The organism is Streptomyces sp. Edi4, from assembly GCF_040253615.1.
Taxonomy (GTDB): domain Bacteria; phylum Actinomycetota; class Actinomycetes; order Streptomycetales; family Streptomycetaceae; genus Streptomyces.
In genome coordinates this window covers 2,013,178-2,037,558 of record NZ_JBEJGY010000004.1, presented here as the reverse complement: position 1 = coordinate 2,037,558, position 24,381 = coordinate 2,013,178, and the positions used below count along the sequence as shown (strand labels likewise).

General features: G+C 71.6%; 19 protein-coding genes and 1 pseudogene. 16 read left to right on the top strand and 4 right to left on the bottom strand.

The window, feature by feature from the left end; translation table 11 throughout:
• Positions 1-456: 456 nt before the first annotated feature.
• The 4 genes and pseudogenes from ABR738_RS11250 to ABR738_RS11235 all read right to left on the bottom strand — a co-directional run bounded on the left by ABR738_RS11250 (position 457) and on the right by ABR738_RS11235 (position 6,110).
• Positions 457-2,880 (bottom strand): transglutaminaseTgpA domain-containing protein, encoded by a 2,424-nt coding sequence (locus tag ABR738_RS11250; protein ID WP_350229825.1) that lies wholly within the window; start codon positions 2,878-2,880, stop codon positions 457-459.
• Positions 2,877-4,272 (bottom strand): annotated as a pseudogene (locus tag ABR738_RS11245) (DUF58 domain-containing protein). Before ABR738_RS11245 ends, ABR738_RS11250 begins: the two are co-directional and overlap by 4 nt.
• A complete protein-coding gene (locus ABR738_RS11240) occupies positions 4,272-5,312 on the bottom strand; it encodes an AAA family ATPase (RefSeq protein WP_350229824.1) in 1,041 nt (346 codons plus the stop codon). The pseudogene ABR738_RS11245 and the gene ABR738_RS11240 overlap by 1 nt, the downstream one beginning before the upstream one ends.
• Before the next feature lie 231 nt (positions 5,313-5,543).
• Positions 5,544-6,110 (bottom strand): beta-class carbonic anhydrase, encoded by a 567-nt coding sequence (locus tag ABR738_RS11235; protein WP_350229823.1) that lies wholly within the window; start codon positions 6,108-6,110, stop codon positions 5,544-5,546.
• 417 nt (positions 6,111-6,527) lie between these two features.
• Between ABR738_RS11235 and rsmH the strand changes: the two genes are divergently transcribed.
• The 16 genes from rsmH to ABR738_RS11155 all read left to right on the top strand — a co-directional run bounded on the left by rsmH (position 6,528) and on the right by ABR738_RS11155 (position 24,260).
• Positions 6,528-7,478 carry a 16S rRNA (cytosine(1402)-N(4))-methyltransferase RsmH gene (gene rsmH / locus ABR738_RS11230; RefSeq protein ID WP_350229822.1) on the top strand — a complete coding sequence of 317 codons (951 nt, stop codon included), beginning with the start codon at positions 6,528-6,530 and terminating at the stop codon, positions 7,476-7,478.
• Positions 7,475-7,984, top strand: coding sequence for a cell division protein FtsL (gene ftsL, locus ABR738_RS11225; protein ID WP_350229821.1), 510 nt, complete (start codon positions 7,475-7,477; stop codon positions 7,982-7,984). The genes rsmH and ftsL overlap by 4 nt, the downstream gene beginning before the upstream one ends.
• Positions 7,985-7,988: 4 nt before the next feature.
• Positions 7,989-9,923, top strand: coding sequence for a peptidoglycan D,D-transpeptidase FtsI family protein (locus ABR738_RS11220; RefSeq protein WP_350229820.1), 1,935 nt, complete (start codon positions 7,989-7,991; stop codon positions 9,921-9,923).
• A 14-nt stretch (positions 9,924-9,937) separates the two neighbouring features.
• Positions 9,938-11,605 (top strand): UDP-N-acetylmuramoyl-L-alanyl-D-glutamate--2,6-diaminopimelate ligase, encoded by a 1,668-nt coding sequence (locus ABR738_RS11215; protein WP_502964067.1) that lies wholly within the window; start codon positions 9,938-9,940, stop codon positions 11,603-11,605.
• A 4-nt stretch (positions 11,606-11,609) separates the two neighbouring features.
• Positions 11,610-13,031, top strand: a complete 1,422-nt coding sequence (locus ABR738_RS11210) for a UDP-N-acetylmuramoyl-tripeptide--D-alanyl-D-alanine ligase (RefSeq protein ID WP_350229819.1) — start codon at positions 11,610-11,612, stop codon at positions 13,029-13,031.
• On the top strand, positions 13,028-14,098 hold the full coding sequence (mraY, locus tag ABR738_RS11205; RefSeq protein ID WP_350229818.1) for a phospho-N-acetylmuramoyl-pentapeptide-transferase: 1,071 nt from the start codon (positions 13,028-13,030) through the stop codon (positions 14,096-14,098). Before ABR738_RS11210 ends, mraY begins: the two co-directional genes overlap by 4 nt.
• Positions 14,080-15,519: a UDP-N-acetylmuramoyl-L-alanine--D-glutamate ligase gene (gene murD, locus ABR738_RS11200; protein WP_350229817.1), complete on the top strand. Its 1,440-nt coding sequence runs from the start codon at positions 14,080-14,082 to the stop codon at positions 15,517-15,519. Before mraY ends, murD begins: the two co-directional genes overlap by 19 nt.
• A 59-nt stretch (positions 15,520-15,578) precedes the next feature.
• Positions 15,579-16,967 (top strand): putative lipid II flippase FtsW, encoded by a 1,389-nt coding sequence (gene ftsW / locus ABR738_RS11195; protein WP_350229816.1) that lies wholly within the window; start codon positions 15,579-15,581, stop codon positions 16,965-16,967.
• Positions 16,968-16,973: 6 nt separating this feature from the next.
• Positions 16,974-18,059: an undecaprenyldiphospho-muramoylpentapeptide beta-N-acetylglucosaminyltransferase gene (murG, locus tag ABR738_RS11190; RefSeq protein ID WP_350229815.1), complete on the top strand. Its 1,086-nt coding sequence runs from the start codon at positions 16,974-16,976 to the stop codon at positions 18,057-18,059.
• 23 nt (positions 18,060-18,082) lie between these two features.
• Complete coding sequence (locus ABR738_RS11185) at positions 18,083-18,895, top strand: cell division protein FtsQ/DivIB (protein WP_350229814.1); 813 nt, start codon at positions 18,083-18,085, stop codon at positions 18,893-18,895.
• A 277-nt stretch (positions 18,896-19,172) separates the two neighbouring features.
• Positions 19,173-20,378: a cell division protein FtsZ gene (ftsZ, locus tag ABR738_RS11180; RefSeq protein ID WP_350229813.1), complete on the top strand. Its 1,206-nt coding sequence runs from the start codon at positions 19,173-19,175 to the stop codon at positions 20,376-20,378.
• Between the two features lie 66 nt (positions 20,379-20,444).
• Positions 20,445-21,152 (top strand): peptidoglycan editing factor PgeF, encoded by a 708-nt coding sequence (pgeF, locus tag ABR738_RS11175; protein ID WP_502964066.1) that lies wholly within the window; start codon positions 20,445-20,447, stop codon positions 21,150-21,152.
• Between the two features lie 6 nt (positions 21,153-21,158).
• Entirely contained in the window at positions 21,159-21,878 is a 720-nt protein-coding gene (locus ABR738_RS11170; protein WP_350229811.1) for a YggS family pyridoxal phosphate-dependent enzyme, read from the top strand.
• Positions 21,879-22,018: 140 nt separating this feature from the next.
• The gene (locus tag ABR738_RS11165; RefSeq protein WP_350229810.1) at positions 22,019-22,636 is read left to right on the top strand and encodes a cell division protein SepF; all 618 of its coding nucleotides are present in this window, start codon (positions 22,019-22,021) and stop codon (positions 22,634-22,636) included.
• Positions 22,637-22,708: 72 nt separating this feature from the next.
• Positions 22,709-22,996 (top strand): YggT family protein, encoded by a 288-nt coding sequence (locus tag ABR738_RS11160; RefSeq protein WP_350229809.1) that lies wholly within the window; start codon positions 22,709-22,711, stop codon positions 22,994-22,996.
• A gap of 49 nt (positions 22,997-23,045) precedes the next feature.
• Positions 23,046-24,260 carry a DivIVA domain-containing protein gene (locus tag ABR738_RS11155; RefSeq protein ID WP_350229808.1) on the top strand — a complete coding sequence of 405 codons (1,215 nt, stop codon included), beginning with the start codon at positions 23,046-23,048 and terminating at the stop codon, positions 24,258-24,260.
• Positions 24,261-24,381: the final 121 nt, after the last annotated feature.

Here is a 24,381-nt window from a genome sequence, read left to right as displayed (position 1 = left end):
GTTCGCGCTTGAAGGGCGCTCGTCCTCAATCGCCGGACGGGCTGGGGATGTCCATGTGGGCCGGCACCGATCCCGCCAGGGGCGCGGGGAACTGCGCGTCCCGCCACGTACGGTCGGCACCCGGGGTCCCTGGGGCTGCGCCCCAGACCCCGTCCGGCCTGAACGGCCTCGTCCTCAAACGCCGGACGGGCTGGGGATGTCCATGTGGGCCGGCACCGATCCCGCCAGGGGCGCGGGGAACTGTGCGATCAGCCACGTACGGTCCGCAGCCGGGGTCCCTGGGGCTGCGCCCCAGACCCCGTTCGCGCCTGAAGGGCGCTCGTCCTCAAACGCCGGACGGGCTGAGGTTGCCAATGCGGGCCAGCACCGGCCCCGCCAAGCGGCGCGGGGAACTGCGCGCCCAGCCCGGCACGGTCGGCACCCGAAAGCCGTCCCTGGAGGGGCCCGGGGGCCCCGTCAGGGGCGCGGGGAACTGCGCGATCGGGGCCAGCGGAGGGACGGGGTCGGTCGTAGCCGGTTCGCGTGGTGGGCCAGGGTTGTGCTCAGGCGGGTCCAGTGGCGCGACACCGACCAGATCACCCGGACGGCTGAGCGCGGGGCCAGGACGGCCCGGAGGGTCCCTAGCCGGGATGCCTGTCCGCGCAGGGCCGCCCGCACGCGGGTCACGTCGTCCACGAGCCCGGGGGTCGGCTGCGGGTCGGGGGCGTACAGCACACGCTCGACCGCCCCCGCCGCCCGGTGGACGGACGCCGCCGCCGCGCCGTCCAGATGGCCCAGCAGAATGACCCGTACCGCCGCCTTGCGGGGCGTCAGCGAATCGTCGGGCAGGATGCCGTAGTCCCAGGCCGTGTCGGTGATCTCCTGCCAGGCGGCCAGCGTATGGGCCACGGCGTCGGCCGGGGTGCGGCCCCCGGAGCCGAGCCTGCGGGCCCGCACCCGCGCGCGCCACAGCAGCGGCAGCAGCGGCAGGACGAGCAGCGCGGCCACGCCCAGGACCGTACCGATCAGGGCCGGGGCCGAGGGCCCGCTGTCCGTGGGGCCCGCGACACCCGCCGCCGCAGTGGCGCCGCAGTCCCCGAGGCGCCGCGCGCCGGGCGGGCAGGAGTCGGCGACGGACGGCGCCGCCGACGGCTCGGCGGAAGGGCTCCTGGCCGGCTGGGCCGGACTGCTCGGGCTGTCCGCAGGAGCCTGGCTCCGGGTGTAGTCGGGGGCGCTGCCCCGCGTGGGCGTCGGCTCGAAACGCGTCCAGCCCACGCCCTGGAAGTACAGCTCGGGCCAGGCGTGCGCGTCGCGCAGGCCCACCGACATCGTGCCGTCAGAGCGCGGTTCACCGGGAGTGAAGCCGACCGCGACCCGGGCGGGAATCCCAAGGGTGCGTGCCATCGCGGCCATCGCGAAGGAGAAGTGGACGCAGAACCCCTCCTTCTCCTTGAGGAAGTTGGCGATCGCCTCGGTACCGCTGCCCGACGCTACATGCGTGTTGTAGGTGAAGCCGCCGCCGGTGGAGAACCAGTCCTGGAGCTTGACGGCCTTCTCGTAGTTGTTGGCCGCGCCCGCGGTGACCCGCCGCGCGGTGGCGCCGACCACCGAGGGCAGCGAGTCCGGGACGCGCGTGTACTCATCGAGCAGGGCCAAGGGCGGCGTGGGCGCCTGGGCCAGCTGCGTCGCGGTCGGCCGCACCAGAAGACTGGCGACCGTGTACCGCGCGCCCCGGGTCGTCTGCTTGCGGTCGCCCACAAGGGTGCGGCCCACCGGCTCGAACCGCCAGTCACCCTTGATCTTCACCTGGGTCGCGGGGAAGGGCATCGGCAGCCAGCTCTGCGCGTACCAGCCGGCGGCCGAGACGCTGGTCTGGACTTCGGTCGTGCCGACCGCGGAGCTCAGCCCGTCCGGCGGCGGCAGCGGATCGGGCACGTCCGTGATGTGCCGCTCGGAGGACCTCCAGGACGCTCCGTCGAACTCGTCGAGCGCGACGATCCGCAGATACATCTCGTCGCTGTCCTGGGAGTTGGTGTTGTACCGCAGGACCTCGCGGTCCTCGGGCTGGTTCAGGCTGTTCTGCAACGACACCAGTGGGTTCACCGCGGAGATGGTCCCGCCGGCCCCGTCACCGCCCTGGCCGTCGCCGCCGCTGAGCAGTCCGCCGTCCAGCGCGGGCAGCATCGCCGGGATCACCAGCGCGATGCCGAGCGCGAGCACCCCGATGCGCCGTCCCGTACGGACCGGGGCGAGCGGCGCCGTGTTCTCGAACATGCCCTGCTGGGCCCGGCCCGGCGGGCGCGCCGCGCCGCTGAAGACCCGCCCCCACCGCGCGAGCCGGTCGCGTCCCTCGGCGAGCAGAAGCAGCAGATAGCCGGCGGCCGCGAGCACGAACCAGAGCCAGCTCGCGCCGCCCCCGGAGAGCCCCGCGGCCACCGAGTACAGCGCGAGCAGCGGAAGACCCGCCGGCGCGGCGCTGCGGAACGTCACCGCGAGCGCGTCCACGCAGAGCCCGATGATCAGCACCCCGCCGACCATCATCAGCCGGATGCCCGGCGTCGCGGGAGCCGGGATCGCGTACTGCCCGACGTCCGAACTCCCTTGCTGGAGCAGGGAGTTGAGCTGGACGAAGACGTCGGGGCCCGGCAGTATCCCGCCGATCGCCTGCCGGCGGGCGAACACCACGGTCAGCGTCACCAGGGCCATGACGGCCTGGGCGAGCACGGTGAGCGGCCGGGCCAGCGGCACGCGCCGGGCCAGCGCGCCGACCGCGCTGACGATCGCCAGCAGGAAGGCAGCCTGGACGAGCCAGACGGCCGGGTCCACCAGCGGCAGCATCGAGCACGCCGAAAGGACCGTGGCCGCGTAGGCGCACAGCGCCAGCCGTCCGCGCCCGCTCATGACCATCCCCCCGCCGGGCCGGCCGCGCCACCGGGCGCCGCCTTCGCATGGGTACGTTCCTGGCCCGCCAGGCGCCACAGGTCCGCAAGCAGCGCGCCGGGCCGCACCGGGAGCGCGGTCCACCCCGCCTCGCGCAGCAGCCGCAGGCGCTCCTCGACGGGTCCGTGTTCCTGGACGCCGGGCGCCCACAGCTCGCTGTCGAGCACGAAGGCGACCGCGGCCCCGCTGCGCCGCCGCATCTTCGCCGCGATCGCCGCCTGCTCCTCGTCGAGGTCGCCGAAGAAGGCGACGAGCAGCCCTTCGTTGCCTCGGCGCAGCACGTCGTAGGCGCGCGAGAGGCCGCCGCCGTCGGAGTGGTCGACGACGGCGAGGGTGTCCATCAGCAGGCCGGCCGCCTCCGATGAGTCCTGGCCCGAGCCCGCGAAGCCGCCCGATCCCTCGCCGGGCACCGAACTGCCGGTGTCGGTCAGGAGCCGTACGGAAAAGCCCCGTTCCAGCATGTGCGTCAGGGCGGAGGCCGCGCCCGAGACCGCCCACTCGAAGGCGCAGTCGGGGCCTGCGCCCACATGGGCGAGGGCGCGGGTGTCGAGCAGCACGGTGCACCGGGCCCGCTGCGGCTGCTCCTCGCGGCGCACCATCAGTTCGCCGTAGCGCGCGGTGGAGCGCCAGTGCACCCGGCGCAGGTCGTCGCCGTGCCGGTAGCCGCGCGGAATGATGTCGTCCTCGCCGGCCAGGGCGAGCGAGCGGTGCCGTCCGTCGCCGTACCCCGAGGCCTCGCCCGAAAGGCGCACCGGTGGCAGGGGTTCGGTGCGCGGAATGACGGTGAGCGTGTCGTACGCGCTGAAGGCGCGGGTTCAGCTCGCACATCCCGAACGGGTCGCTGAGCCGCAGTTGCAGGGGCCCCAGCGGGTAGCGGCCGCGCAGGTCGGAGCGGACCCGGTAGGAGACCTCGCGCCTGCCGCCCGCCTCGACCCGGTCGAGCACGAAGCGCGGGCGCGGCCCGAGCACGTAGGGCACCCGGTCCTGGAGCATGAGCAGGCCGGTGGGCAGCCGCGAGACGTTGTCGATCCGCAGCTGGACGCGGGCCTCGGAGCCGGCCGGGACCCGCTCGGGGTCGAGTCGGCGGCTGCCTGCCACGCGGTAGCGGGTGCGGTAGAGCACCACCGTGCAGACCAGCGGCAGCGCGGCCAGCAGGAGCCCCACCCGCAGCAGGTCCTCCTGGCCCAGGACGAACGCGCAGACCGCGGCCGCGACGCCGGCCGCGAGGAAGGAGCGGCCACGGGTGGTCAGGCCGGTCAGGGCCGTCAACGGGCCGCCACCGGCCCGGTCGTCGGCGGGCTCGGCGGGCTCGGCGGACTCAGCGGACTCCGCGGGGAGCGCCCCGGCCGTCATCACGGCCGCCGCGGGCCGGGCGGCTGCCGGACGTGCGGCGCGTTGCCGTGCGGCGCGTTGCCCGGCAGCGGGCCTGCGGCCTGCGGGACGGGCGTGTGCCGAAGGATCTCCAGGACCACCTGCTCGGCGGTGCGCCGGGCCAATTGGGCCTGCGCCGTGGGCAGCAGCCGGTGGGCGAGCACGGCCACGGCGAGCGCCTGTACGTCGTCGGGCAGCGCGTAGTCGCGGCCGCTCAGCGCGGCGGACGCCTTGGCCGCGCGCACCAGGTGGAGCGTGGCGCGGGGCGAGGCGCCGAGCCGCAGATCGGGGTGGCCGCGGGTCGCGCCGACCAGCTGCACCGCGTACCGGCGCACCGCGTCGGCGACGTGCACGCCGCGGACCGCGTCGATCAGTTTGACGATGTCGTGGGCGTGCGCCACCGGCTGGAGGTCGTCGAGCGGCGAGAGGGAGCCGTGCACGTCCAGCATCTGGAGCTCGGCCTCGGGGCTGGGGTAGCCCATCGACACGCGGGCCATGAACCGGTCGCGCTGGGCTTCGGGCAGCGGGTAGGTGCCCTCCATCTCCACCGGGTTCTGGGTGGCCACCACCATGAAGGGGCTGGGCAGTTCGTAGCTCTGGCCGTCGATGGTGACCTGCCGCTCCTCCATCGACTCCAGAAGGGCGGACTGGGTCTTGGGCGAGGCGCGGTTGATCTCGTCGCCGATCACGATCTGGGCGAAGATCGCGCCGGGCTTGAACTCGAAGTCGCGCCGCTGCTGGTCGAAGATCGACACACCGGTGATGTCGGAGGGCAGCAGGTCCGGTGTGAACTGGATGCGCCGGACCGAGCAGTCGATCGACCGGGCCAGGGTCTTGGCCAGCATGGTCTTGCCCACGCCGGGCACATCCTCGATCAGGAGGTGGCCCTCCGCGAGCAGTACGGTCAGCGAAAGCCGTACGACCTCGGGCTTGCCCTCGATCACGCTCTCCACGGACGCGCGGACGCGCTCCGCCGTGGCGGTCAGATCGCTGAGGCTCGCTCGATCGTCATAGGTCGTCACCCGGCCCTCCTCGGCCCTTTCCTGCGGGCCGACGCGCAGCGAACGGCCCGGCCCACCCCGAGATACGGACACCACGGCCGAAGGGTTCGGACCGATGTCACATCCGCATTCTTGTTGCCGTTGCCGCGCCGTGTCACTCGCCTGTGGACAACTGAGGGGGATTCATGGTGAGTTGTCCCCCTATTTACGTCCGGCCCTTTCCGGGCCGGTCCTCAATCCGCCGCCGACCGCTCAGCCGGCGGGGTCGATCTCCCGCAGAAGACCCGTGGTCACGTCGAAGACGAAGCCGCGGACGTCGTCCACGTGCAACAGGAACGGAGAGGTCCGCACCCGCCGCATCGACTGGCGTACGTCCTGGTCGGCGTCGCGGAACGACTCGACGGCCCAGACCGGGCGCTGGCCCACCTCGACCTCCAGATCGTGCCGGAAGTCCTCGGTGAGGGTTTCCATGCCGCAGCCCGTGTGGTGCACCAGCATGACGCTGGAGGTGCCCAGCGCGCGCTGGCTGATGGTGAGGGACCGGATCACGTCGTCGGTGACCACGCCGCCCGCGTTGCGGATGGTGTGGCAGTCGCCGAGTTCGAGACCGAGGGCGGCGTGCAGGTCGAGCCGGGCGTCCATGCACGCCACGACGGCGACCCGCAGGACGGGACGGGCGTCCATGCCGGGGTCGGTGAAGGCGGCCGCGTAGTGGCGGTTCGCCTCGACCAGACGGTCGGTCACCGAACCCCCGCTCTCGAGGGTCAGGTGCGGACGCTGGGCAGGAGCCTCCGCCGGTATGTGCGCAGGAGTCGACATGTATATGACGGTAGCCGCCGTTGATCTCCCCGTCGCGTCCCGGGGCCGGAAAAAGAGCGTCAACTCGGGCATCTGTGAGGTACCCCACAGGCCTCATCGGGACACACCCGGACGAGTGAAAAAAGTGCCCGGCGGCGCGCTGGAGGGTTGATTGACCCAAGGGACGAGTGGACTAAAGTGGCGCGAAGTGGGAGGCGTGACACACGCTCTCCCGCCTTGCGCGACCCCATTCTTCCGGGAAGCACGGCCTCCCGGACCATACGTTCACCCGCGTGCGCGGCGCACGTACGGCTCGGCCTCCTCCCGCCCTCCGGTCGGCTGACGCCCCTTTCCCGGCGCCAGCGGTCCGCCCCGTCGGCGGGGCAGCGGGGATCCGGGGCGTACGCGCGGCGGTGCCGGATCCTTGAGAGGGCGGCTTTGAGCCAGCGACACGTCCCGGTGATGCTCCAGCGATGCTTGGACATGTTGGCGCCTGCCCTGACCGAGCCGGGAGCGGTCGTCGTCGACTGCACCCTCGGCCTCGGCGGCCACAGCGAGGCCCTGCTCACCCAGTTCCCCCATGTGCGCCTGATCGCCCTGGACCGCGACAAGGAGGCCCTGCGCCTGTCCGGCGAGCGTCTGGCCCCCTTCGGAGAGCGCGCCACCTTGGTGCACGCCGTCTACGACGAGCTCCCCGACGTGCTGGAACGGCTCGGCGTCCCGCGCGTCCAGGGCGTCCTGTTCGACCTCGGCGTCTCCTCGATGCAGCTCGACGAGGCCGACCGCGGCTTCGCCTACGCCCAGGACGCACCGCTGGACATGCGGATGGACCAGTCGGTGGGACTGAGCGCCGCCGAAGTGCTCAACACCTACCCGCCCGGTGAACTCGTGCGGATCCTGCGGGCGTACGGCGAGGAGAAGCAGGCCAAGCGGATCGTCTCGGCGATCGTCCGCGAGCGCGAGAAGGAACCGTTCACCAACAGCGCCCGGCTGGTGGAGCTGATCCGCGACGCGCTGCCGCAGGCCGCCAAGCGCACCGGCGGCAACCCCGCCAAGCGCACCTTCCAGGCCCTGCGCATCGAGGTCAACGGCGAACTCGCCAGTGTGGAACGGGCGATCCCCGCCGCCGTCGGGGCCGTCGCGGTGGGCGGCCGGGTCGTGGTCCTCTCCTACCAGTCCCTGGAGGACCGCATCGTCAAGCAGGTGTTCGCGGCCGGCGCCGCCAACACCGCGCCGCCCGGGCTCCCGGTGGTCCCCGAGCGCTACCAGCCGCGCCTGAAGCTCCTCACCCGCGGCGCCGAACTTCCCACGGAGGAGGAGGTCGCCGAGAACCGGCGCGCGGCCCCCGCCCGGCTCCGAGGGGCCCAGCGGATCAGGGAGGACGTGTGAGCAAACCGGCCAGGCAGCTGCGCGGCACCGCCGCGCGGCTCGGCAGGCTGATGCCGTCGCAGGGGGCCAACAGCGCCGCCCGCACCCCGTTCGTGCTCCTCGTCGTCGCGCTGCTCGGCGGCGGTCTCATCACGCTCCTGGTGCTCAACTCGGCCCTGAACGAAGGCTCGTTCAAGCTCAGTGAGTACCGCAGGCAGACCACCGACCTCACCGACGAACAGCAGGCGCTCCAGCGCGACGTGGACGATCTCTCGGCCCCCGACGCGCTCGCCCGCCGGGCCGGCGACCTCGGCATGGTCCCCGGCGGCAGCCCCGTCTTCCTGGGCCCCGACGGCACCGTCAAGGGCGTCCCCGCCCCGGCCGGTGACCCCTCGGCCGCCGAAGCGGCCGAACCGTCCCCACTGCCCGTGGCGCAGAACCAGGCCACCGCGCGCCAGCCCCGCCGCCACCCCCCGGCCGCGCGCCCCCGCAAGCCCGCCACGCCCTCCCCGACACCCGGCAGGTGACGCAGTGAGCCCCAAGGAACCCCCGCGCCGCCGGGTGCCCGCGCCGGCCCGCCCCCACCCCCGCCCCCGCCCCCGGCCGGTGGCCCGCAGGCCGGCCGCCAAGAAGTTCAAGCCGTCCAGCCACCGCCCCCGGCTCCGCCTGGTCAGCCTCGGGCTCACCCTGGTCATGCTCGCCTTCGTCGGACGCCTGCTCCAGGTCCAGGCCGTCGACGCCAGCGCGTACGCCGCCAAGGCCGACAAGAACCGCTACGCCAGCTACGCGCTGCCCGCCGAGCGCGGCCAGATCACCGACCGGGCCGGTATCGCGCTCGCCACCAGCGTCGACGCCTACGACATCACCGCCGACCCCACCCTCTTCACCCCCGAGGCCACCAAGATCCCCGACGCCCCCGAGCAGGCGGCCGCGCTGCTCGCGCCGCTGGTCGGCAAGGGCCAGGCCGAGCTCGCCAAGAAGCTCAGGACGCCCAAGACCCGCTATGTGGTGCTCGCCCGCAGGCAGACCCCGCAGGTCTGGAACCAGATCAAGGACCTGAAGAAGGTCTTCACCGAGAAGGCGGCCACCGACCGCGCCAAGGGCGGCCCCGGCGCCAACGTGCTGGCCGGCGTGCTCAACGAGTCCAGCACCAAGCGGGTGTACCCCAACGGCGACCTGGCCGCCGGGATACTGGGGTACGTCAACGCCGAAGGCAAGGGCGGCGGCGGCCTCGAATCGTCCCTCAACAAGGAGCTGGCCGGCACCGACGGCAAGATCTCCTACGCCCAGTCCGGCGGCCGCCGGGTGCCCACGGCCGGCACCCACGAGACCCCCGCTGTGCCCGGCTCCGACGTCGAGCTGACCATCGACCGGGACATCCAGTGGATGGCCCAGAAGGCGATCTCGGACCAGGTCGCCGAGTCCCATGCCGACCGCGGGTACGTCATAGTGCAGCGCTCCGACACCGGCGAGGTCCTGGCCATGGCGAACGCGCCCGGCTTCGACCCGAACAACATCAGCCAGGCGAGCGCGGCCTCCCTCGGCAACGCGGCGCTCCAGGATGCCTTCGAACCCGGCTCCACGGCCAAGGTCATGTCCATGGCCGCAGTCCTGGAGGAGGGCGTCGCCACGCCCGAGACCCATGTGGTGGTGCCCAACCGGCTCCAGCGCGGCGACCGGCTCTTCAAGGACGACGTCGACCACCCCACCTGGAACCTGACGCTCAACGGCGTCCTCGCCAAGTCCAGCAACATCGGCACCATCCTCGCTGTCGAACAGCTGGGCAAGACCGACGCGCAGGCCGACAACGTCCTCTACTCCTACCTGCGCAAGTTCGGCATCGGCTCGCCCAGCGGCCTCGGCTTTCCCGGCGAGACCCCGGGCATCCTGGCCCCGGCGAGCAAGTGGTCCAGCTCGCAGCAGTACACGGTCCGTTTCGGCCAGGGCCTCTCGCTCAACGCGATGCAGGCGGCGTCCGTGTACTCGACCATCGCCAACGGCGGCGTACGCGTCGAGCCGACCCTGGTGCGCGGCACGAAGGGGCCCGACGGGCGGTTCACGCCGGCGCCCGCGCCCAAGCAGACCCGGGTCATCAGCGAGAAGACCGCCAACACGCTGGCCCAGATGCTCGAATCGGTCGTCGGCGACGCCGAGGGCACCGGAACCAAGGCCGCCATCCCCGGCTACCGGGTCGCGGGCAAGACCGGCACCGCCAACCGGGTCGACCCCAAGACCGGCACCTACAAGGGCTACACCGCCTCCTTCGCGGGCTTCGCCCCCGCCGACAACCCCAGGATCACCGTCTACTGCGCCATCCAGAACCCCACCAAGGGCAGCTACTTCGGCGGCCAGATCTGCGGACCCATCTACAAGCAGGTCATGGAGTTCGCCCTCAAGACCCTCCAGATCCCGCCGAGCGGAGCACAGGCGCCCAACCTGCCCGTCACCTTCGGCGGCAACGACTGAATCCGGAAGCCTCAGTGACAACCATCACCCAGGGCCCTGGGAACCAGGACGGGACCCAGGACGCCGTGCCCCCCTCTTTTGGCGACCCGGCCCATGCGCCCGGTACGCTCACCGCCGTGCCACACGCTGATCAGTACCGAACCGCCCCGAAGGACGTCCCCGCGCAGCACCCGGGAGCGCCCCGACCGGAACAGGCCCGCCCGACCCCGCTCGGCGCGCTGGCCGAGCGCCTGGGGACGAGCGACCCCGGACCGGGGGAGGTCACCGGCATCACGCACGACTCCCGGTCGGTACGCCCCGGAGACCTCTACGCCGCGCTGCCGGGCGCCAACACCCACGGCGCCGACTTCGCGGCCCAGGCCGCGAGCCTGGGCGCCGTCGCCATCCTCACCGACCCGGCCGGCCGCGACCGCGCCGCCGCGACGGGTCTGCCGGTCCTGGTCGCCGGCGACCCGCGCGGCCGGATGGGCGAGCTCGCCGCCGAGATCTACGGCCACCCCGGCCGCGATCTGCTCCAGCTCGGCATCACCGGGACCTCGGGCAAGACCACGACCGCCTACCTCGTCGAGGGCGGCCTGCGCGGCGCCGGGCACGCCACGGGCCTGATCGGCACGGTCGAGATGCGCATCGGCGACGAGCGCATCAAGTCCGAGCGCACCACCCCCGAGGCCACCGACCTCCAGGCGCTGTTCGCGGTCATGCGCGAGCGCGGCGTCGACTCGGTCGCCATGGAGGTCTCCAGCCACGCGCTGGTGCTCGGCCGGGTCGACGGCTGCGTCTTCGACGTCGCCGTCTTCAACAACCTCAGCCCTGAGCACATGGAATTCCACTCCGACATGGAGGACTACTTCCAGGCCAAGGCGCGGCTGTTCACCCCCCAGCGGGCCAAGCGGGGCGTCGTCAACTTCGACGACGGCTACGGGCGCAGGCTCGTGAAGGAGGCGGGCATCGACATCACCACGTTCTCCGCCGAGGGCCACCCCGACGCCGACTGGCGGGCCGAGGACGTCCGCGTCAGCCAGGACAGCAGCACCTTCACGGTCGTCGCTCCCGGCGGGCAGCGGATTTCGGCCACCGCCCCGCTGCCGGGCCCCTTCAACGTGGCGAACACCCTCGCCGCCATCGTCACGCTCGCCGTCGCGGGCCTCGACCCGCAGACGGCCGCCGACGGCGTGGCCGCCGTACCGGGCGTGCCCGGCCGCCTGGAGCGCGTCGACGCGGGCCAGCCCTACCTCGCCGTCGTCGACTACGCCCACAAGACGGACGCCGTCGAATCGGTCCTGCGCTCGCTGCGCAAGGTCACCGAGGGCAAGTTGCACATCGTGCTCGGCTGCGGCGGCGACCGCGACACGACGAAGCGGGGCCCGATGGGCGCGGCCGCCGCGCGCCTGGCCGACACCGCCGTGCTGACCTCCGACAACCCGCGCTCCGAGGACCCCCTCGCCATCCTCGCCGCGATGCTGGCGGGCGCCGCGGAGGTGCCCGCCCACGAGCGCGGCGAGGTCCAGGTCTTCGAGGACCGCGCCGCCGCCATCGCCTCGGCCGTGGCCCGCGCCGAACCCGGCGACACCGTGCTCGTCGCGGGCAAGGGCCATGAACAGGGCCAGGACATCCACGGAGTGGTACGCCCCTTCGACGACCGCCTGGTGCTCCGCGCCGCCATCCAGAAAAGTCAGGGATGAAGCTGTGATCGCCCTCTCCCTCGCCGAGATCGCCGCAATCGTCGGCGGGCAGCCCCACGACATACCGGATCCGTCCCTCACGGTCACCGGCCCCGTCGTCATCGACTCCCGCCAGGTGGCGGCCGGTTCGCTCTTCGTGGCCTTCGCGGGTGACAACGTCGACGGCCACGACTACGCGCGGCGCGCCACCGACGCGGGCGCGGTCGCGGTCCTCGCCGCCCGTCCCGTCGGCGTGCCCGCGATCGTCGTCGACGACGTGCAGGCCGCGCTCGGCGCGCTCGCCCGCGCCGTCGTGGAGCGCCTGGGCACCGAAGTCGTCGCGCTCACCGGCTCGTCGGGCAAGACGTCCACCAAGGACCTGATCGCGCAGGTGCTCCAGCGCCACGCGCCGACGGTGTTCACGCCGGGCTCCCTCAACAACGAGATCGGTCTGCCCCTGACCGCGCTCACCGCCACGGCCGAAACCAGGCACCTGGTCCTGGAGATGGGCGCGCGCGGTGTCGGCCACATCCGCTACCTCACGAGTCTGACGCCGCCGAGCATCGGCCTGGTCCTGAACGTCGGGAGCGCCCACATCGGCGAGTTCGGCGGCAAGGAGCAGATCGCCCTGGCCAAGGGCGAGTTGGTGGAGTCGCTGCCCGCGTCGGGCTGCGCCGTCCTGAACGCGGACGACCCGCTGGTACGGGCCATGGCGTCCCGCACCAAGGCGCGGGTGCTGCTCTTCGGCGAGGCCGCGGACGCCGACGTACGGGCCGAGAATGTCCGGCTCACAGCCACCGGACAGCCTTCCTTCAGGCTTCAGGCACCCTCCGGGTGCGGTGATGTGACGTTGCGCCTGTACGGTGAGCACCACGTGTCGAACGCGCTCGCCGCGGCCGCCGTCGCCCATGAGCTGGGCATGTCCGCAGACGAGATCGCCCGCGCGCTCTCCGAGGCGGGCACCCTCTCCCGCTGGCGTATGGAGGTCACCGAGCGTCCGGACGGTGTGACGATCGTCAACGACGCCTACAACGCGAACCCCGAGTCCATGCGAGCCGCCCTGCGCGCGCTCGTGGCGATGGGCCAGGCCGCACGGGCCGAGGGGGGAAGGACGTGGGCGGTGCTCGGTCCGATGGCCGAGCTGGGTGACGAGTCGCTCGCCGAGCACGACGCGGTCGGACGGCTCGCCGTCCGGCTCAACGTCAGCAAGCTCGTGGCGGTCGGGGGCCGGGAGGCGTCGTGGCTGCGACTGGGCGCATACAACGAGGGTTCGTGGGGTGAGGAGTCGGTGCACGTGTCCGACGCGCAGGCGGCCGTCGACCTGTTGCGCAGTGAACTGCGGCCGGGAGACGTCGTGCTGGTGAAGGCGTCCAGGTCGGTCGGCCTGGAACGGGTGGCCCTCGCGCTGCTCGATGGCGCCGCCGAGGGTGAGGTCGCCGCCCGATGAGGCAGATCCTCTTCGCCGGAGCCATCGGTCTCTTCCTGACCCTGGTCGGCACCCCGCTGCTCATCAAGCTGCTCGCCCGCAAGGGCTACGGCCAGTTCATCCGTGACGACGGCCCGCGCGGCCACGCCGGGAAGAAGGGCACACCCACCATGGGTGGCATCGCCTTCATCCTGGCCACGCTGATCGCGTACGCGCTGACCAAGGTGATCACCGGTGAGCCGCCGTCGTTCTCGGGCGTGCTGGTGCTCTTCCTGACCGCCGGCATGGGCATGGTCGGCTTCCTCGACGACTACATCAAGATCGTCAAGCAGCGTTCGCTCGGCCTGCGGGCCAAGGCGAAGATGGCCGGCCAGCTGATCGTCGGCATCGCCTTCGCGGTGCTCGCCCTCCAGTTCGCCGACCACCGCGGCAACACCCCCGCCTCCACCAAGCTGTCGTTCATCAACGACTTCGGCTGGTCGGTGGGCCCGGTCATCTTCGTGGTCTGGGCGCTGTTCATGATCCTGGCCATGTCGAACGGCGTGAACCTGACGGACGGTCTGGACGGCCTGGCCACCGGCGCCTCCGTGATGGTCTTCGGCGCGTACACCTTCATCGGCCTGTGGCAGTTCCAGGAGTCCTGCGCCAACGCGCTGACCCTGACCAACCCCAACGCCTGCTTCGAAGTGCGCGATCCGCTCGACCTCGCGGTCGTCGCCTCCGCCCTGATGGGCTCCTGCTTCGGCTTCCTGTGGTGGAACACCTCGCCCGCCAAGATCTTCATGGGCGACACCGGCTCGCTCGCCCTCGGCGGGGCGCTCGCGGGCCTGGCGATCTGCTCCCGCACGGAGTTCCTGATCGCGCTGCTCGGCGGTCTGTTCGTGCTGATCACGATGTCCGTGGTCATCCAGGTCGGCTCGTTCAAGATGACCGGCAAGCGCGTGTTCCGCATGGCGCCGCTCCAGCACCACTTCGAACTCAAGGGGTGGTCCGAAGTCCTTGTCGTGGTGCGGTTCTGGATCATCCAGGGCATGTGCGTGATCGTGGGACTCGGACTCTTCTACGCGGGATGGGCAGCCGACAAGTGAGCACCACCTGGCAGGGCAAGCGTGTGACGGTCGCCGGTCTCGGCGTCTCCGGGATGCCGGTGGCCCGGGTCCTCAGCGGACTCGGCGCGATCGTCACCGCCGTCAACGAGGGCGCCGACCAGCGCTCGCGCGACCAGGCCGCGGAGTTGGAGGCGCAGGGCATCACCGTGCGCCTCGGCGACGGGGACACCCTGCCGGAGGGCACCGAACTCGTCGTCACCACGCCCGGCTGGCGGCCCGACAAGCCGCTGTTCGCCGCGGCCGCCGAGGCGGGCGTGCCGGTGTGGGGAGACGTGGAGCTCGCCTGGCGCCTGCGCGATCTGGACGGCCGCACACCCGCGCCCTGGCTCGCGGTCACGGGCACCAACGGCAAGACCACCACCACCCGGATGCTGGCCTCGATCCTGGAGGCGGCCGGTCTGCGCACCGCCGCCGTCGGCAACATCGGCGTCTCACTGCTGGACGTGGTCCTCGGCGAGCAGGAGTACGACGTGCTGGCCGTGGAGCTCTCCAGCTACCAGCTGCACTGGGCGCCCTCGCTGCGCGCCCACTCCGCCGCCGTGCTCAACCTGGCGCCCGACCACCTCGACTGGCACGGCTCCATGGAGGCCTACGCCGCCGACAAGGGCCGTATCTACGAGGGCAACACGGTGGCCTGCGTCTACAACGCCGAAGACAAGGCCACCGAACACCTGGTGCGCGAGGCCGACGTGGAGGAGGGCTGCCGCGCGATCGGCTTCACCCTCGCCACGCCCGGCCCCTCCCAGCTCGGCGTGGTCGACGGCATCCTGGTCGACCGGGCCTTCGTGCACAACCGGCAGAAGAACGCCCAGGAGCTCGCCGAGGTCGCCGACGTCAACCCGCCGGCCCCGCACAACATCGCCAACGCGCTGGCGGCGGCGGCCCTCGCGCGCGCCTTCGGCGTCGAACCCAAGGCGGTACGCGACGGCCTGCGCGCCTTCCGTCCCGACGCGCACCGCATCGAGCATGTCGCCGACGTCGCCGAGGTCGCCTACATCGACGACTCCAAGGCCACCAACACCCACGCCGCCGAGGCCTCCTTGGCCTCCTACGACCCGATCGTCTGGATCGCCGGGGGACTCGCCAAGGGCGCCTCCTTCGACGAGCTGGTCCAGCGCTCGGCCAAGCGGCTGCGCGGTGTCGTCCTGATCGGCGCCGAGCGCCACCTGATCGCCGAAGCCCTGGCGCGACACGCGCCCGAGGTCCCGGTGGTCGACCTCGGCCGGACCGACACTGGGGCGATGTCGGCGGCGGTGCGCGAGGCGGCGGCGCTCGCCCGGCCCGGGGACACCGTCCTGTTGGCTCCGGCCTGCGCCTCGATGGACATGTTCGCGAACTACAACAAGCGCGGCGAAGCCTTCGCGGAAGCGGTCGCCGAGCTCACCGCAGGGCGCGCCTAGCCGGACCACCCGTTCCACGGACCGGCCGGCGCCGGGCACGACCGGAGGGGACAGCACACATGGCGGCCGATGTTCTTGGCGGCTTCTTCGAGGAGGGCGCGGGCGCGCGCGGGCTGCCCGCCCGCGCCGGGCTCCTCCTGCGCAGCCGCACCGCGAACCCCGTGCGCAGGCCGGCCGCCCGCAAGGGCGCCGGCGCTCCCCGGCGCCCGGGCCCCCGAGGCCCAAGGCGCCTCGTGGAGCAGGCCAGAAGGGCCTGGGACCGGCCCCTGACGGCGTACTACCTGATCCTCGGCAGCGCCCTGCTCATCACCGTGCTCGGCCTCGTCATGGTCTACTCCGCGTCCATGATCAAGGCGCTCGAACTGTCGCTGCCGGGCTCGTACTTCTTCCGCAAGCAGTTCCTCGCCGCTCTCATCGGCGGCGCCCTGATGATCGCCGCGGCCCGGATGCCCGCCAAGCTCCACCGGGCGCTGGCCTACCCGATACTGGCCGGCACGGTCTTCCTGCTGATCCTGGTGCAGGTGCCCGGGATAGGGAAATCGGTCAACGGCAACCAGAACTGGATCTATCTGGGCGGCCCCTTCCAGCTCCAGCCCAGCGAGTTCGCCAAGCTCGCGCTGCTCCTGTGGGGCGCCGACCTGCTCTCGCGAAAGCAGGACAAGCGGCTGCTCACCGAGTGGAAGCACATGCTGGTGCCGCTGGTCCCGGTCACCTTCCTGCTGCTCGGACTGATCATGCTCGGCGGTGACATGGGCACCACGATCATCCTGACCGCGATCCTGTTCGGGCTGCTGTGGCTGGCCGGCGCCCCCACCCGCCTCTTCGCGGGCGTGCTGGCCGTCGCGGGCACGCTCGCCGCCCTGTTCATCAAGATCAGCCCGCACCGGATGGGCCGGCTGAACTGCATCGGCGCCACCGACCCGGGCCCGCAGGACCAGTGCTGGCAGGCCGTGCACGGAATCTACGCGCTCGCCTCGGGCGGATGGTTCGGATCGGGCCTCGGGGCAAGTGTGGAGAAATGGGGCCAACTCCCCGAGCCCCACACCGACTTCATCTTCGCCGTCACCGGCGAGGAACTGGGTCTGGCGGGGACGCTGTCGGTCGTCGCCCTCTTCGCGGCTCTAGGCTATGCGGGTATCCGCGTGGCCGGACGCACGGAGGACCCCTTCGTGAGGTACGCCGCGGGAGGTGTGACCACCTGGATCGTGGCCCAAGCCGTGATCAACATCGGTGCGGTGCTCGGCCTGCTGCCGATCGCCGGTGTCCCGCTCCCGCTGTTCTCCTACGGAGGGTCCGCGCTGCTGCCGACCATGTTCGCCGTGGGGCTGCTGATCGCGTTCGCGCGGGACGACCCCGCGGCGCGGGCGGCGCTTGCCATGCGGCAGCCTCGGGTGAGTTGGAAGTCGATGAGACGGCGCGTCAAGAAGCGTCCGTCCGGAGAGCGGTGAATTTCGGTGCATGTCGTACTCGCCGGTGGGGGGACCGCCGGCCACATCGAGCCCGCGCTCGCCCTCGCGGATGCCCTGCGCAGGCAGGACCCCACCGTGGGGATCACGGCACTGGGCACGGAGAAGGGTCTGGAGACCCGGCTCGTGCCCGAACGCGGCTATGAGCTCGCGCTCATCCCGGCCGTCCCGCTGCCCCGCAGGCCCACCCCCGAACTGATCACCGTCCCCGGGCGGCTGCGCGGCACCATCAAGGCCGCCGAGCAGATCCTGGAGCGCACCAAGGCCGACTGCGTGGTCGGCTTCGGCGGCTATGTGGCGCTGCCCGGCTACCTGGCGGCCAAGCGGCTCGGGGTGCCGATCGTGGTCCACGAGGCCAACGCGCGGCCGGGCCTGGCCAACAAGATCGGCTCGCGGTACGCGGCAGGGGTCGCCGTCGCGACCCCGGACAGCAAGCTGCGCAACTCCCGCTACATCGGCATCCCGCTGCGCTACTCGATCGCCACCCTCGACCGTGCCCGGGTCCGCCCCGAGGCGCGCGCCGCGTTCGGCCTCGACCCCGGCCTGCCGACGCTGCTCGTTTCCGGCGGCTCCCAGGGCGCCCGGCGCCTGAACGAGGTCATCCAGCAGATCGCCCCGGTGCTCCAGCGCTCCGGCATCCAGATCCTGCACGCGGTCGGCCCGAAGAACGAACTGCCGCGTGTCGAGCACATGCCCGGGATGCCGCCCTACGTCCCGGTACCGTACGTGGACCGGATGGACCTCGCGTACGCCGCGGCCGACATGATGCTCTGCCGCGCGGGCGCGATGACCGTCGCCGAACTCTCCGCCGTCGGGCTGCCCGCCGCCTACGTACCGTTGCCCATCGGCAACGGCGAACAGCGGCTGAACGCCCAGCCGGTGGTCAAGGCCGGCGGCGGCCTCCTGGTCGACGACGCCGAACTCACGCCCGAGTGGGTGCAGGGAAACGTCCTGCCGGTGCTCGCCGACCCGCACCGGCTGTACGAGATGTCGCGCTCCGCCGCCGAGTTCGGGCGGCGCGACGCGGACCAGCTCCTCGTGCAGATGGTGTACGAGGCCATCGCGGGACGTTGACCAACTGACGGAAGGCAGGGACCGTGGCCGGAGGGGCGACCGCTCAGCGCGGTGGCGGACCGAGCGCGAAGGCGAAGTCGGCGAAGTCCAATCGGCCCGGCCCCCGTCCCCGGCGCGGCGGCCGGCTCCGGCTGCCCCGCCGGCGCGGACTGCTCGTGCTCACCGTCGTTCTCCTCCTGTCCGGAGCGGGACTGGTCTGGGTCCTGTACGGATCGAGCTGGCTGCGCGTGGAGCAGGTGAAGACCACCGGTACCCGGGTTCTGACGCCCAGTGAGGTCGAAACGGTCGCCGCCGTACCGGTCGGCTCGCCGCTGATTTCCGTCGACACGGGCGCGATTGAGACGCGATTGCGGCAGAAGCTGCCCCGCGTCGACACCGTCGAGGTCACTCGGTCATGGCCGCACACAATCGCTCTCCATGTGAGCGAACGGCGCCCGGTCCTGGTCATGAAGAAGGGGGCGAAGTTCGACGAAGTGGACGCGAAAGGTGTGCGTTTCGCCACGGTCGCGCAGCCCCCGGCAGGCATCGCCCAGCTCGAACTGACGGCCTCCCAGTCCCCGAGCGTGCGCCGCTTCGGCGCCGACCGGCTCGTCCTGGAAGCCGTGCGCGTCACGGGTGAACTCCCGCCAGCCGTCGCCAAGGAGACCCGCTCGGTGCGCGTTTCCTCCTACGATTCCGTCACCCTTGAGCTGGCCGGCGGCCGGAGCGTTCTGTGGGGAAGTGAGGAGGAGGGCGAGCTGAAGGGACGTACCCTCAGTGCGTTGATGAAAGCCCGCCCCAAGTCGGTCCACTTCGATGTGAGCGCCCCCACCGCCCCGGCGGTATCAGGTAGTTGACGGACATATGCGCTGGCCAGCACCCTGGTTGGTCAGCGACACGGGTGATCACATAGGGTGAAAAGAAAAACGGGAGGTTCGGCGTGTTCGTTGAACGTGCGCCACTTGTCGACTTAGTGTCCTGTTCGGAAGAGTCCAGCGAACAGACACACTGGTAACCCTAAACTTCAGCGTTAGGGTTCGGGTCGGCGATACGGACCGCCCCAATCGGCATTCGTCGTCGCCTCGCGCCACCCGCGAAGTGACGACCCGTAACTCGAGGCGAGAGGCCTTCGACGTGGCAGCACCGCAGAACTACCTCGCAGTCATCAAGGTCATCGGTGTCGGCGGCGGTGGTGTCAATGCCATCAACCGAATGATCGAGGTCGGTCTCAAGGGCGTCGAGTTCATCGCGATCAACACGGACGCGCAAGCACTGTTGATGAGCGACGCCGACGTCAAGCTCGACGTCGGCCGTGAACTCACCCGCGGCCTCGGGGCCGGAGCCAACCCGGCCGTCGGACGCAAGGCGGCAGAGGACCACCGTGAGGAGATCGAGGAGGTCCTCAAGGGGGCCGACATGGTCTTCGTCACCGCCGGCGAGGGCGGCGGCACCGGCACCGGCGGCGCGCCCGTCGTCGCCAACATCGCCCGCTCGCTGGGCGCCCTGACGATCGGTGTGGTCACCCGCCCGTTCACCTTCGAGGGCCGGCGCCGGGCGAACCAGGCGGAGGACGGCATCGCCGAGCTCCGCGAAGAGGTCGACACCCTCATCGTCATCCCCAACGACCGGCTGCTGTCCATCTCGGACCGCCAGGTCAGCGTGCTCGACGCGTTCAAGTCCGCCGACCAGGTGCTGCTCAGCGGTGTCCAGGGCATCACGGACCTGATCACCACGCCGGGCCTCATCAACCTCGACTTCGCCGACGTCAAGTCCGTGATGTCGGAAGCCGGTTCGGCCCTCATGGGCATCGGCTCGGCCCGTGGCGACGACCGCGCGGTGGCCGCCGCCGAGATGGCGATCTCCTCGCCGCTCCTCGAAGCCTCCATCGACGGCGCCCGCGGTGTGCTGCTCTCCATCTCCGGCGGCTCCGACCTCGGCCTGTTCGAGATCAACGAGGCCGCCCAGCTGGTCAGCGAGGCCGCCCACCCCGAGGCCAACATCATCTTCGGCGCGGTCATCGACGACGCGCTCGGCGACGAGGTACGGGTCACCGTCATCGCGGCCGGCTTCGACGGCGGACAGCCCCCGGCCCGCAGGGACACCGTCCTCGGCGCCGCCTCCACCAAGCGCGACGAGCCCGCGCCCGCGCGGCCGTCCGAGGTGTCCCGCCCGCTCGGCGGCCTCGGCGCGGTGCCCACCCGCGAGGAGCCCCCGGCCCCGGTCGCCCCGGTCGAGCCCGCCCCGGTCAACGAGGCCCCGGCGCCCTCCGCCATCCCGACGGCCCGTCCCTACCCGGACAGCCAGGCCGAGGAACTGGATGTGCCGGACTTCCTCAAGTGAGCGCGCTCGCGTGAGCGAAGCGGCCTTTCGAAGCGATCCCTTGAAGTGATACGAGAGCAGGGCACTGTGAGCGGCGCGCACTTCGCCTTCACCGACCGGTGGGGCGGGGTGAGCGCCGTTCCGTACGAAGAGCTCAACCTCGGCGGCGCCGTCGGCGACGACCCCGCGGCGGTGCGGACCAACCGTGGGCTCGCCGCCAGGAAGCTCGGGCTCGACCCGGGCCGGGTGGTCTGGATGAACCAGGTCCACGGGCGCGAGGTCGCGGTGGTCGACGGCCCCTTCGGTCCCGGCGATCCGGCCGCCGTCGACGCGGTGGTGACGGGCCGTCGCGCGACCCCGCTCGCGGTGCTGACCGCGGACTGCGTGCCGGTCCTGCTCGCGGACCCGGTGGCCGGGGTCGCGGGCGCCGCCCACGCGGGGCGGCCCGGAATGGTGGCGGGCGTGGTGCCCGCCGCGGTCGAGGCGATGGTCTCGCTCGGCGCCGACCCGGCCAGGATCGTGGCCCGCACCGGGCCCGCCGTCTGCGGACGCTGTTACGAAGTGCCCGAGCCGATGCGGGCCGAGGTCGCCGCCGTCGAGCCGGCCGCCTGGTCCCAGACCAGTTGGGGCACGCCGGCCGTGGACGTCACCGCCGCGGTGCACGCGCAGCTCGCCGCCCTCGGCGTCACCGACCGGCAGGCCTCTTCCGTCTGCACCCTCGAATCGCCCGACCACTTCTCCTACCGCCGCGACCGTGCCACCGGCCGGCTCGCCGGATATGTCTGGCTGGACTGACGACTCATGACGGATCGCAAGAGCGAACTCGCCCGGAACCTGGCTCAGGTGGAGGAACGTATCGCCTCCGCGTGCGCCTCGGCCGGGCGCGAGCGCGCGGAGGTGACCCTCATCGTGGTCACCAAGACCTACCCGGCGAGCGATGTGCGCCTGCTGCACGAACTCGGAGTGCGCGAGGTCGCCGAGAACCGCGACCAGGACGCCGCCCCGAAGGCCGAGGCCTGTGCCGATCTGGATCTGACCTGGCACTTCGTGGGTCAGTTGCAGACCAACAAGGTTCGTTCTGTGGCCAGTTATGCCGATATGGTGCAGTCGGTCGACCGGGGCAAGCTGGTCGGTTCGCTCTCCACCGCGGCCGTCCGGGCCGGACGTGAGCTCGGCTGCCTCATCCAGGTGGCCCTCGACGCGGAGTCCGGTGAGCGCGGTGCGCGCGGGGGCGTCGCCCCGGACGCCGTCGCGGAGTTGGCGGACCTTGTCGCGGGGGCGCCCGGGCTCAGGCTCGACGGTCTGATGACGGTGGCGCCGCTGGCCGGAGCGTACGCCGGTCGGCAACGGGCCGCTTTCGAGCGGCTGATGGAATTCTCATCCCGCCTGCGCGCGGACCATCCGGCTGCGAACATGGTGTCAGCAGGGATGAGTGCGGACCTCGAAGAGGCCGTCGCGGCCGGAGCGACACATGTACGCGTCGGAACGGCGGTACTCGGAGACCGACCCCGGCTCGGGTAACGTCGCCAAGCAAGTCGGACCACAGCAGAAAATATGGTCATTCCCACTCTTCGGTGGGCAGACCGCGTGGATCGTGGGCCCTTGATGACGCTGCCACTCGGCGACAGGAGCGATCCACCACAGAGCGGAGGAATCTGAGCATGGCCGGCGCGATGCGCAAGATGGCGGTCTACCTCGGCCTCGTGGAGGACGATGGGTACGACGGCCGGGGGTTCGACCCCGACGACGATTTCGAACCCGAGCCCGAACCGGAGCGCGACCGTCGGCGGCATCAGCCCCCGCACCAGGTTCCGCTCCAGGACGAACGGGACGAACCGGTACGTGCGACTCAGCCTCCAGCGCCGAGAGAGCCGGTTCAACTATCGGTAGAAAGCGGACGACCGGCGCGAATCGCACCCGTGGCGTCCATCACACCTGAACGCCCGAGCCTGGAGAAGAACGCACCGGTGATCATGCCCAAGGTCGTGTCCGAGCGGGAGCCGTACCGCATCACCACGCTGCACCCGCGGACCTACAACGAGGCCCGTACCATCGGGGAACACTTCCGCGAGGGCACCCCGGTGATCATGAATCTCACCGAGATGGACGACACCGACGCGAAGCGACTTGTCGACTTTGCCGCCGGTCTCGTCTTCGGCCTGCACGGCAGCATTGAACGCGTGACGCAGAAGGTGTTCCTGCTGTCTCCTGCTAACGTCGATGTCACGGCGGAGGACAAGGCCCGCATCGCAGAGGGCGGATTCTTCAACCAGAGCTGAGAACACGACACCGGGAACGAACCGGCCGACACCAGGCCGGGGCTTTGAGGCAAGGGGAGAGGGAAGCGCGAGATGGGCGTCGCACTACAGGTGATCTACATCGCGCTGATGTGCTTCTCCGCCGTGCTGATCTTCCGGCTCGTCATGGACTACGTCTTCCAGTTCGCCCGTTCATGGCAACCCGGTAAGGCGATGGTGGTCGTTCTTGAGGCCACCTACACTGTCACCGATCCACCGCTCAAGCTTCTGCGGCGGTTCATTCCGCCGTTGCGTCTCGGGGGCGTGGCACTCGACCTGTCCTTCTTCGTTCTGATGATCATCGTCTTCCTCCTGATCAACATCGTGAAGGTCAGGTTGTGAACGATTCGGTCCTGCCGACTGCCGACGACTACGTAGAGGTGAAGAAGAGATGCCGCTGACCCCCGAGGACGTGCGGAACAAGCAGTTCACGACGGTCCGCCTCCGAGAAGGCTATGACGAGGACGAGGTTGACGCCTTCCTCGACGAAGTCGAGTCCGAGCTGACCCGACTGCTCCGTGAGAACGAGGATCTGCGCGCCAAGCTGGCCGCCGCCACCCGCGCCGCCGCGCAGAACCAGCAGCAGCAGGGCATGCGCAAGCCGGAGCAGCAGCAGGACGGCCGAGGCCAGGGTGCCCCCGTTCCCGCCGCCATATCCGGTCCGCCGCAGGTGCAGCAGCAGCAGCCGCAGATGGGTCCGCCCCAGCTGCCCAGCGGCGCGCCGCAGCTGCCTGCGGGTCCCGGTGGCCACGGCCCGCAGGGCCAGCACGGCCAGCACGGCCAGGGCCCCATGGGTCAGGGTCCGATGGGTCAGGGCCCCATGGGCCAGGGTCCGATGGGCCAGAACCAGATGGGCCAGAACCAGATGGGCCAGAACCAGCTGGGTCAGGGCCCCATGGGTCAGAACCAGCTCGGCCAGGGCCCCATGGGCCAGCCGATGGGCGGCCCCATGGGCCACGGTCCCCAGATGGGCCAGCAGGCGCAGGCTCCCGGTGGCGACAGCGCCGCCCGTGTGCTCTCGCTCGCGCAGCAGACCGCCGACCAGGCGATCGCGGAGGCCCGTTCCGAGGCCAACAAGATCGTCGGCGAGGCCCGGTCCCGCGCGGAGGGCCTGGAGCGCGACGCCCGTGCCAAGGCGGACGCCCTGGAGCGGGACGCGCAGGAAAAGCACCGTGTCGCGATGGGCTCCCTCGAGTCCGCCCGCGCCACCCTCGAGCGCAAGGTCGAGGACCTGCGGGGCTTCGAGCGCGAGTACCGTACGCGTCTGAAGTCCTACCTGGAGTCTCAGCTGCGCCAGCTGGAGACGCAGGCCGACGACTCGCTCGCGCCGCCGCGCACCCCGGCGACGGCCTCGCTGCCGCCGGCTCCGCAGATGAGCGGGTCCATGGCGTCGGCCGGTGCCGGTTCCATGGGGCACCAGATGGGTGGCCAGCCGTCCATGGGCGGCCAGCAGTCCATGCCGAGCGGGCCGTCCTACGGCGGTCAGCAGCAGATGACGCCGGCGATGACCCAGCCGATGGCGCCGGTGCGGCCGCAGGGGCCCTCGCCGATGCAGCAGGCTCCCTCGCCGATGCGTGGCTTCCTGATCGACGAGGACGACAACTGACGGGCTCTACGCGCGTGCGTCGCGCGTAGCCGTCGGCAGGCTGCGGGGCCGGTACCGGGATTGTTCCCGGTACCGGCCCTTCGCCGTTCCACCGGGAAGTCGCCGTCTGCGACGGGCCCGC

Excerpts from the sequence above, each read along its gene's own strand:
- ABR738_RS11250 (WP_350229825.1), bottom strand. The coding sequence starts at position 2,880 with ATGAGCGGGCGCGGACGGCTGGCGCTGTGCGCCTACGCGGCCACGGTC.
- ABR738_RS11235 (WP_350229823.1), bottom strand. The coding sequence starts at position 6,110 with ATGTCGACTCCTGCGCACATACCGGCGGAGGCTCCTGCCCAGCGTCCG.
- mraY (WP_350229818.1), top strand. The coding sequence starts at position 13,028 with ATGAGGCAGATCCTCTTCGCCGGAGCCATCGGTCTCTTCCTGACCCTG.
- murD (WP_350229817.1), top strand. The coding sequence starts at position 14,080 with ATGGGCAGCCGACAAGTGAGCACCACCTGGCAGGGCAAGCGTGTGACG.
- ftsW (WP_350229816.1), top strand. The coding sequence starts at position 15,579 with ATGGCGGCCGATGTTCTTGGCGGCTTCTTCGAGGAGGGCGCGGGCGCG.
- ABR738_RS11170 (WP_350229811.1), top strand. The coding sequence starts at position 21,159 with ATGACGGATCGCAAGAGCGAACTCGCCCGGAACCTGGCTCAGGTGGAG.
- ABR738_RS11165 (WP_350229810.1), top strand. The coding sequence starts at position 22,019 with ATGGCCGGCGCGATGCGCAAGATGGCGGTCTACCTCGGCCTCGTGGAG.
- ABR738_RS11160 (WP_350229809.1), top strand. The coding sequence starts at position 22,709 with ATGGGCGTCGCACTACAGGTGATCTACATCGCGCTGATGTGCTTCTCC.
- ABR738_RS11155 (WP_350229808.1), top strand. The coding sequence starts at position 23,046 with ATGCCGCTGACCCCCGAGGACGTGCGGAACAAGCAGTTCACGACGGTC.